Raw genomic sequence first — 7,746 nt, forward strand, 5'->3', positions numbered from 1 at the left:
CCCCAAGGGCTCCCCCTACACCGTCAACGACCAGCTCATGGTCACCACGGCCCTGACCATCGCCCACTGGAACAGGGAGCACGGCGCCCTCCCCCACTCTCGGCTTCGCTCGAGCGGGGGGACCCCCATCCGCCCCCTCCGCATCACCATGCCCGTGGACGACCGCCCCCGCGACACCACGATGCCCATCGGCAACGGCACCCGCCTGGTGGAAGTCCCCTTCGCCCCGGCCGAGTTGGACCACCCGGACATGTCCGCCCTCCTCCGGCGCACCGCGGAGCGCACCCGGACGCTGAAGGCCCTCCCCCGCCCCCAACTGGGCCACGGCGCCGCCCTCCTCACCGCACCCTGGGCCCCCGTCGCCGCCCGGGCCGCCCTCACCCGCGCCCTGCGCCGGGCCGCCGCGCCCTGGACGTCGACCACCCTGCTCAGCAACATCGGCCGCATCCCGTACCCCCTGGACTTCGGGGAGGAGACGGGCCGCGCGCACGCGGTCTGGTTCTCGGCGCCGGCCCGGATGCCGCGCGGCCTCACCGTGACCACCGCCTCCACCGCCGGCCGCCTCCACCTGGCCCTGCGCTGGTCCCGGGCCCTGCTCAGCCACGGCGACGGCGCCCACCTCCGCGACCTGTTCGAGCACTATCTGCACACCACGGAGGTGACCCCGTGACGAGCGCCCCCGCCCGGCCCCCTGAGTTGCGTGACTTCTACGAGAACCCGGCCGTCCCCGTCGCCTCCGGCACCCCGCGCGGCGTCCGCCAGGCCCGCATGCTGGCCGCGGCCCTCGGACCGGCGGTTCCCAAGCCGCGGACGATCCTCGACATCGGCTGCGGAGACGGCACCGCCGCCGCCACCGCCGCCCCGCTCCTGCCCGGTCACCGCGTCATCGGCGTCGACTGGTCCCAGGACGCCCTGATGCGCGCCCGCACCCGCATCCCGTACGCGGTCCGCGGTGAACTCACCGGCGGCGGGCTGCCGTTCGCGCCGGAGTCGGCCGACGCCGTGCTGTTCAGCGAGGTGATCGAGCATCTCGTCGACCCGGACGCGGCGCTCGACGAGATCCGCAGGATCCTGCGGCCCGGCGGGCATCTGATGCTGTCCACGCCGAACCTGGCCGCCTGGTACAACCGCGCGTTGCTGCTCGCCGGCGTCCAGCCGGTCTTCTCGGAGGTCAGCCTGCGCGGCATCCACGGCCGCCCCGGAAAGGAGGTCGTAGGGCATCTGCGCCTCTACACCGCCCGCGCGCTGCGGGAGTTCGTCGCCGCGTCCGGGTTCACGGTCGTGACGCTCGAAGGCGCTCCCTTTCACGGCGTACCGCGCCCGCTGCGGCCGCTGGACCGGCTGGCCTGTGCCCGGCCGCAGCTGGCGTCGATCCTGCTGCTGCACGCCAGGAGGACGTAGCCCATGTGGTGGGGAGTGGCCGCGGCCCTGCTGGCGAACACCCTGTACAGCCTGGGCTTCGTGCTGGAGAAACGGGCGCTCACCTCGCTGCCCGAGGTGAGCATCCGGCAGCCGGCCCGGCTGGTGCGCCTCGTCCTCGGCAGCCCCCTGTGGATCGGCGGCTCCCTCGCCCTCGCCGCCGGTTTCGCCGCACAGCTCGTCGTCTACCGCACCCTCCCGGTCGCCGCCGCACAGGGCATCTTCGTCTCCGGCCTGGTGCTGCTCGTGCTGCTGTCGGCCCGGCTGCTCGGGGAGGAGACGAGCGGCCGGGAGCGGTACGCGCTGGGTGCGATCCTGCTCGCGCTGCTGATGGTGGTGCTGTCGCTGCGCGAGGGCTCGGACACCGTCAGCCAGGACGCGCCGTACCAGTTGATCCTGCTGGTGTGCGTGCCGTCGCTGGCGGCCGGGCTGTGGCTGTACATCTCCGCCGAGCGGCGGGCCGGCAACCGGCACCGGCGGCCGACGACCGGCGTCGAGTACGGGGTGGCCGTGGGGCTGCTGTACGGCGTGAGTTCGCTGGCCATCAAGGGCGTGTCGAGCCATCTGACGACCAGCGGGATCGGCGGTGCGGTGCTGGACCTGCTGAGCTCCCCGTATCCGTATCTGCTGCTGTTCACCGGTGTGTTCGGCCTGGTGATGTCGCAGGCGGCGCTCCAGCGCTGCCGGGCCTCGCTGATCGTGCCGGTGTGCACGACCGTGACGTCCCTGTTCACAGCGGTGCTCGGCACGCTGTCGTTCGGCGAGGCCCTGCCGGACGAGCCGCTGCGGCTCGCGCTGCGGGTGGCGGGCACGGCCCTGGCGGTCGCCGTACTGCTGACCATGCCGAAGCACGACCCCGCTCCCCAACCTCCCGCACCAACAAAGGAGTTGGCATCCCCTTGACTTGCTCCCCCTCGTGAATGAGGGGGATTCCTACGGCTCGCGCCGTGGGGTTTCCTGCTTCATCGCCGACTGCCCGCCCGGAGTTCTCCGTTGAGGTCTTACACCGGCTCCACAGGCCGACACCGCCAGCCCGGCGGCCAGAAGGTTGCTCGCCGCGTTCACGTCGCGGTCGTGGGTGATGCCACAGTTCCCGCACGTCCAGGTGCGGACGCTGAGCGGCATCGCGTCCTGCAGGGTCCCGCAGGCCGAGCACAGCTTGGAGGAGGGGAACCAGCGGTCGACCGCGATCACTTCGCGGCCGTACCAATGGGCTTTGTACTCCACCATGCTGCGGAACTCGCTCCACGCCGCATCGGAGATGGCGCGGGCGAGACGGCCGTTCTTGAGCAGGTTGCGAACGGTGAGGTCCTCGATCACGATCGTTTGGTTTTCACGAACGAGCCGAGTGGTGACCTTGTGCAGAGTGTCGCGCCTGCGGTCGGCGATGCGGGCGTGGATACGGGCGATCTTCCGGCGGGCCTTGTTCCGGTTGCTGCTGCCCTTGGTCTTGCGGGACAGCTCCCGCTGGGCCCGGGCCAGGCGGGTGCGGTCACGCCGCTCGTGCCGGGGATTGGTGATCTTCTCCCCGGTAGAGAGGGTGAGCAGGTGGTCCAGTCCGGCGTCCACGCCGACGGCCGTGCCGGTGGCGGGAAGCGGTTTGATGCCGGGGTCCTCGACGAGGAGGGAGACGAACCAGCGGCCCGCCGGGTCCTGGGACACGGTCACCGTCGACGGCTGCGCGCCCTCCGGCAAGGGTCGGGACCAGACGATGTCCAGCGGCTGATCCAGCTTCGCCAGCGTCAGCTTCCCGTCACGGAAGCGGAATGCGCTGCTTGTGTATTCGGCGGACTTGCGGGACTTCTTCCGCGACTTGAAGCGTGGGTACTTGGCCTGCTTGCCGAAGAAGTTCGCGAACGCCGTCTGCAGATGACGCAGGGCCTGCTGGAGCGGGACCGAGGAGACCTCGCCCAGGTAGGCGAGTTCCTCGGTCTTCTTCCACGCGGTCAGCATTGCCGACGTGGCGTTGTAGTTGATCCGTTCCTGGCGCACTGTCCACGCCTCGGTGCGCGCGGCCAGGGCCAAGTTGTAGACCTTGCGCACACAGCCGAACGTGCGCGACAGCTCGGCTGCCTGCGCATCGGTCGGATAGAAGCGGTACTTGAACGCCCGCTTCACACGAATGGCCCCCACGCCTCACAAACCAGCACATCAACTTGTGACGTTCGGCGGGGAGTTGGCGGTAGACGCCGCTCCGCCCTGGCGGCGAATCGGCATTCCCTGCCCTGCTCCGCAGGAGTCCGTTTCCTCCCCGGCCTGAAGGCCGGGGTATCCACGGAGGAGATCTGATGAAGCCCGACGACCCGCTGCTGAAGATCCTGGCGTGCCCGCTCGACAAGGGCCCGCTGCATCTGCTGGCCGAGGAGGCAAAACAGGAGGAGGCGCTGTACAACCCGCGGCTGCGCCGCCGCTATCCGATCGTCGACGGCATTCCGCAGTTGTTGCCGTCCTCGGGTGAGCAGGTCTCGGACGACGAGCACGAGGAACTTCTCCAGAGGATGACCCCATGACCAGCCTGGCAGCCCGCCTCGCTCCCTTCCTGCCCACCCGCCTGGTGGCCGCGACGGCCCGGGCGCTCTATCCCCGGTTCGAACCGGAGCTGGCCCGGCTCGCCGAGCTGTGCCCGCCGGACTGCGGCACGGCGGTGGACGTCGGCGGCTGGTACGGGCCCTGGACGCACCGGCTGTCCGGCCTGGCCGAGCACGTCGTGACGATCGAGCCGGTGCCGCATCTGGCCCGGCTGCTGGCCGCCGCCGTCCCGCCGAACGTACGGGTGATCCGTGCCGCGGCCTCGGACCGCCCGGGCATCGCCCGCCTGTGGCTGCCGTCGGACGACTCCGGTGACCGGGGCGTGTCGTCGCTGGTGCGGCGTGACATCCACGGCCGGGCGCTGGACGTCCCGTGCGTCACGCTGGACGAGCTGGGACTGCGGAACGTCGGCTTCATCAAGATCGACGTGGACGGCAACGAGCCGGCGGTCCTGCGGGGCGCGACGGGCCTGCTGGCCCGCGACCGCCCGGCCCTGTTCGTGGAGCTGGAGTCCCGTATCCAGCCGATCAGCCCGGTGGTGACGTACCTGTCGCTGCTCGGCTACGACGGCTGGGTCCTGCCCGGCGACCGGTGGGTGCCGCTGGCGAAGTTCCCCCTGGAGGCGCACCAGGCGGACGCCTCCTACGTGGTCTCGCACGGCCTGCTGCGCCGCGTCCTGCCGTACAACGTCCTGCGCGGCCCGCGCTACGTCAACTCGGTGCTCTTCCTCCCCGACGGCCGCCGTCCGGGCACCGCGCCGGTGGGCGAGGATGGTTCCCATGCCCTCCGGAAAGCGCCCCGCTAGCCCCTTCACACCGCTCGACTTCCAGCTGGTGCTGCTGCGCCGCATGGCCGACCACAACCCGGATCTGGTGGAGGACGCACGGCACGAGCTCGGGGTCTTGCTCGCGGACATGCGCGAGGCCAACAAGCGCTGGCAGGCCATGGTCCGCTCCCCGCGGTCCCGCTCGCCCCTCTCCCGCTACCGCTCGGTGCTGGGCGAACCCGAGTCCCGTACGGCCCGCCGGATCGGCGACCTGGACTGCGAGGCCTGGCTCTGGCCCGTCCCCATCTGGCCTGACCTGCGCTTCGAGGTCCTGACCGCCCCGAACGGCGCGGTGTGGAACGAGTGGCTGGTCCGCGCCCCGGGCGCCGAGGGGCCCGACCTGCGCACGCTCGACCACCTCACCGCCTGGTCCTGCACGGTCGACGAGGCGGCCCGCGCCTTCACCCCAGCCCGTCCCCTGGAGGGCACGGCCCCCACCCGCTGGGGGCTGGCGTTCACCGCGCCGGACGCGCAGGGGGTGCGATGGGAGGTCGTCGCCGAGTTCACGTGGGGGCTGTTGCAGCGGGTGGCCGTCACCGGGCGTCAGGGCTGAGATCCCCCGGGGGGACAGGCGCCAGCAGTTCGTCCGGGGACGTGTCCCCTGGCACTTGTCGGACTGCCGGGCCTTCGCGGGCACGCGGCGCCATGCCAGGCCCGCGGCGGCCAGGTAGGCGAGCGCGCCACCAAAAACCGCGTCGAGGGACGTAAGCGATCAGAACCGCGCAGATGTTGAGGTGCTGTCGCAGGGCGCGTGATCAGCCGGCGGCGGCCAGGACCGCCTCGACCACCTTCGGCACGGACTCCGGGTGCAGCCACAGGAACAGGTTCGGCTCGATCAGCTCCAGTTCCATCACGCACGGCTCCCCGTCCGGCCCGGTGACGAGGTCCACGCGCGCGTACAGCAACTCCGGCTGCCCGGGTACGGCGGCCAGTGCCCGCTCGGCGACGTCGAGTTCGGCGGCGGTCGGCTCCCAGGGTTGGAGGCCGGGGTGGGCGACCTTGTCGGCGTCGTACGGTGTGCCCGGCGCGAGGACCGCGCCCTTGCGGCTGGCGTGCAGCAGGCGTCCGCCGAAGAACTGCAGGGCCCGCTCGCCGTGCGTGTCGATGCCGGTCAGGTAGGGCTGGAGCATGACGGTGAAGCCCTCGGCGTGCATCCGCTCGGCCTGGCGTACGGCGGCGTCCCGCTCCCCGGCCGGGTAGCGGGCGGCGTAGCGGGCCCCTGCCCCCGAGGTGGGCTTCACGACGTACTCGCGGTCGGCGGGCAGCTCGACGGGGTCGCCGGGCGCGAAGTAGCGGGTCGGCACGGCGGGCACCCCGGCCTCCGCGAGCCGGCCCAGATACCTCTTGTCGGCGTTCCACCGCACGACGTCCACCGGGTTGGCCAGCCGCGTCACCTTCCCGCACCGCTCGGCCCACGCCGCGAACTCCTCGGCCCGCCAGCTGTAGTCCCAGGTGGAGCGTATGAGGGCCAGGTCGAAGCCGGCCCAGTGGACCGACGGGTCGTCCCAGTGGACGGCGCCTGCCTCGGCCCCGGCCTCCCGCAGCGCGTCCACCAGCACCGGCAGGTCCCGGTCCCTGCTCTCGACGCCACCGGGGTCGTAGGTGACGAGCGCTATACGCGGGGTGCCGGCCACGGGGACTCCATCCTCGGACGAACGATCGATTCCGGCGCAGGCTAACAATCCCGCCCGGAACCGCGACACCCTGTTTGACCTTCACCTTCGGTGAAGCTCCAGCATCGGTGGCGGAACCAGGAAGCGCGAGGAACGCGCGGAGCGCAGGGGGACCGCATGGACGTATCGCAGGGGGATCGCGTGGACATGCTGACGATCGGCGCCTTCGCGAAGGCGTGCCGGCTCTCGCCGAAGGCGCTGCGCCTCTACGACGAGCTGGACCTGCTGCGGCCCGCCCGGGTGGACCCGGACACCGGATACCGGCACTACGCGGTCGGGCAGTTGGTGCAGGCCCGGCTGGTGGCGTGGCTGAGGCGGCTCGGCATGCCGCTGGCCGAGATCCGCCAGGTGTGCCGGCTGCACGACCGCGACTCCACGGCCGCCGCCCGGGAGATCCGCGCCTACTGGGCGCGTGTCGAGGCGGAGACGGCGGTACGGCGGGACCTCGCCGCGTTCCTGGTCGATCACCTGACAGCGGACTCGCCCGAGTCCCGAAAGGACACCGCCATGCTGGAACTGCGTTACTCCGCCCACTCGGACACCGGTCGCGTCCGGCCCGCCAACCAGGACACGGCGTACGCGGGCACCCGGCTGCTCGCCGTCGCCGACGGCTTCGGACCGGCGGGCGCACCCGCGAGCAGCGCCGCCGTGGAGGCACTGCGCTTCCTGGACACGGACGAGATCCCGGCCGGCGGGGTCCTCAACCTCCTGGAGGACGCCGTGCGGGGCGCGGCCCAGGCCGTCCGGGACGTGGCCGACGGCGCCGACGACATCGGCACGACCCTGACCGCGCTGCTGTGGACCGGCTCGCGGCTGGCCCTGGTGCACATCGGCGACTCCCGCGCCTACCTGCTGCGCGACGGCGAACTGTTCCTCATCACCCACGATCACACGGTCGTCCAGTCGATGATCGACGAGGGGCGTCTGACACCCGAGGAGGCCGTCTCCCACCCCCAGCGAGCCTTCCTCCTGAAGGCCCTGACGGGCGACGGCACGCCCACGATCCCGGACCTCCGCCTGCACGACGCCCGCCCCGGCGACCGCTATCTGCTGTGCTCCGACGGCCTGTCGGGCGTGGTCCCCGAGGACCGGATCCGGGAGCTCCTCGCCCCGCTCGCCGCTCCCGACGAGACGGCCCAGGCCCTGGTCACCGCGGCGAACGAGGCCGGTGGGCCGGACAACGTGAGCTGTGTGGTGGCGGACGTGGTGCGCAGGGGAGAGCACGCGGGCAGCTAGTAGTGCTTGGTCAGGTCGGTGTGCGGGTGGGTATGTCGCGGTGGCAGGTGGGGCAGGCGCCGG

General features: G+C 72.0%; 9 protein-coding genes. 7 read left to right on the forward strand and 2 right to left on the reverse strand.

What is annotated here, in order from left to right; all coding sequences use genetic code 11:
• The 3 genes from AOQ53_RS31880 to AOQ53_RS31890 form a co-directional block, all read left to right on the forward strand.
• Positions 1-670, forward strand: a 670-nt coding sequence (locus AOQ53_RS31880) for a hypothetical protein (protein WP_078945599.1), incomplete at its 5' end; no start/stop codon positions are given.
• The gene (locus AOQ53_RS31885; protein ID WP_059422536.1) at positions 667-1,401 is read left to right on the forward strand and encodes a class I SAM-dependent methyltransferase; all 735 of its coding nucleotides are present in this window, start codon (positions 667-669) and stop codon (positions 1,399-1,401) included. The genes AOQ53_RS31880 and AOQ53_RS31885, both read left to right, overlap by 4 nt.
• A 15-nt stretch (positions 1,402-1,416) precedes the next feature.
• Positions 1,417-2,322 (forward strand): hypothetical protein, encoded by a 906-nt coding sequence (locus tag AOQ53_RS31890; RefSeq protein ID WP_059422547.1) that lies wholly within the window; start codon positions 1,417-1,419, stop codon positions 2,320-2,322.
• Positions 2,323-2,352: 30 nt separating this feature from the next.
• Here AOQ53_RS31890 and AOQ53_RS31895 read toward each other — a convergent pair whose 3' ends face one another.
• Positions 2,353-3,552, reverse strand: a complete 1,200-nt coding sequence (locus AOQ53_RS31895) for an RNA-guided endonuclease InsQ/TnpB family protein (RefSeq protein ID WP_059422537.1) — start codon at positions 3,550-3,552, stop codon at positions 2,353-2,355.
• A gap of 155 nt (positions 3,553-3,707) precedes the next feature.
• On the opposite strand from AOQ53_RS31895, the gene AOQ53_RS31900 reads away from it, so the two are divergent.
• The 3 genes from AOQ53_RS31900 to AOQ53_RS31910 are packed head-to-tail and all read left to right on the forward strand — an operon-like array spanning position 3,708 to position 5,327.
• Positions 3,708-3,929 carry a Trm112 family protein gene (locus AOQ53_RS31900; RefSeq protein ID WP_059422538.1) on the forward strand — a complete coding sequence of 74 codons (222 nt, stop codon included), beginning with the start codon at positions 3,708-3,710 and terminating at the stop codon, positions 3,927-3,929.
• Entirely contained in the window at positions 3,926-4,753 is an 828-nt protein-coding gene (locus tag AOQ53_RS31905) for an FkbM family methyltransferase (RefSeq protein WP_059422541.1), read from the forward strand. The genes AOQ53_RS31900 and AOQ53_RS31905 overlap by 4 nt, the downstream gene beginning before the upstream one ends.
• Complete coding sequence (locus AOQ53_RS31910) at positions 4,719-5,327, forward strand: hypothetical protein (protein ID WP_059422543.1); 609 nt, start codon at positions 4,719-4,721, stop codon at positions 5,325-5,327. Before AOQ53_RS31905 ends, AOQ53_RS31910 begins: the two co-directional genes overlap by 35 nt.
• A gap of 202 nt (positions 5,328-5,529) precedes the next feature.
• Here the strand turns inward: AOQ53_RS31910 and AOQ53_RS31915 are convergent, their stop codons facing one another.
• A complete protein-coding gene (locus AOQ53_RS31915) occupies positions 5,530-6,408 on the reverse strand; it encodes an ATP-grasp domain-containing protein (protein ID WP_059422545.1) in 879 nt (292 codons plus the stop codon).
• 180 nt (positions 6,409-6,588) lie between these two features.
• Here AOQ53_RS31915 and AOQ53_RS31920 point away from each other — a divergent pair, with 180 nt between their 5' ends.
• Positions 6,589-7,683 carry a MerR family transcriptional regulator gene (locus AOQ53_RS31920; protein ID WP_059422549.1) on the forward strand — a complete coding sequence of 365 codons (1,095 nt, stop codon included), beginning with the start codon at positions 6,589-6,591 and terminating at the stop codon, positions 7,681-7,683.
• The last annotated feature ends 63 nt before the right edge of the window (positions 7,684-7,746 follow it).

Origin of the sequence: Streptomyces azureus, from assembly GCF_001270025.1 — a bacterium.
GTDB classification, from domain to species: Bacteria; Actinomycetota; Actinomycetes; order Streptomycetales; family Streptomycetaceae; genus Streptomyces; species Streptomyces azureus.

Bases quoted from the DNA above. Each gene is read 5' to 3' on its own strand.
- AOQ53_RS31900 (WP_059422538.1), top strand. From the start codon at position 3,708: ATGAAGCCCGACGACCCGCTGCTGAAGATCCTGGCGTGCCCGCTCGAC.
- AOQ53_RS31905 (WP_059422541.1), top strand. From the start codon at position 3,926: ATGACCAGCCTGGCAGCCCGCCTCGCTCCCTTCCTGCCCACCCGCCTG.
- AOQ53_RS31910 (WP_059422543.1), top strand. From the start codon at position 4,719: ATGGTTCCCATGCCCTCCGGAAAGCGCCCCGCTAGCCCCTTCACACCG.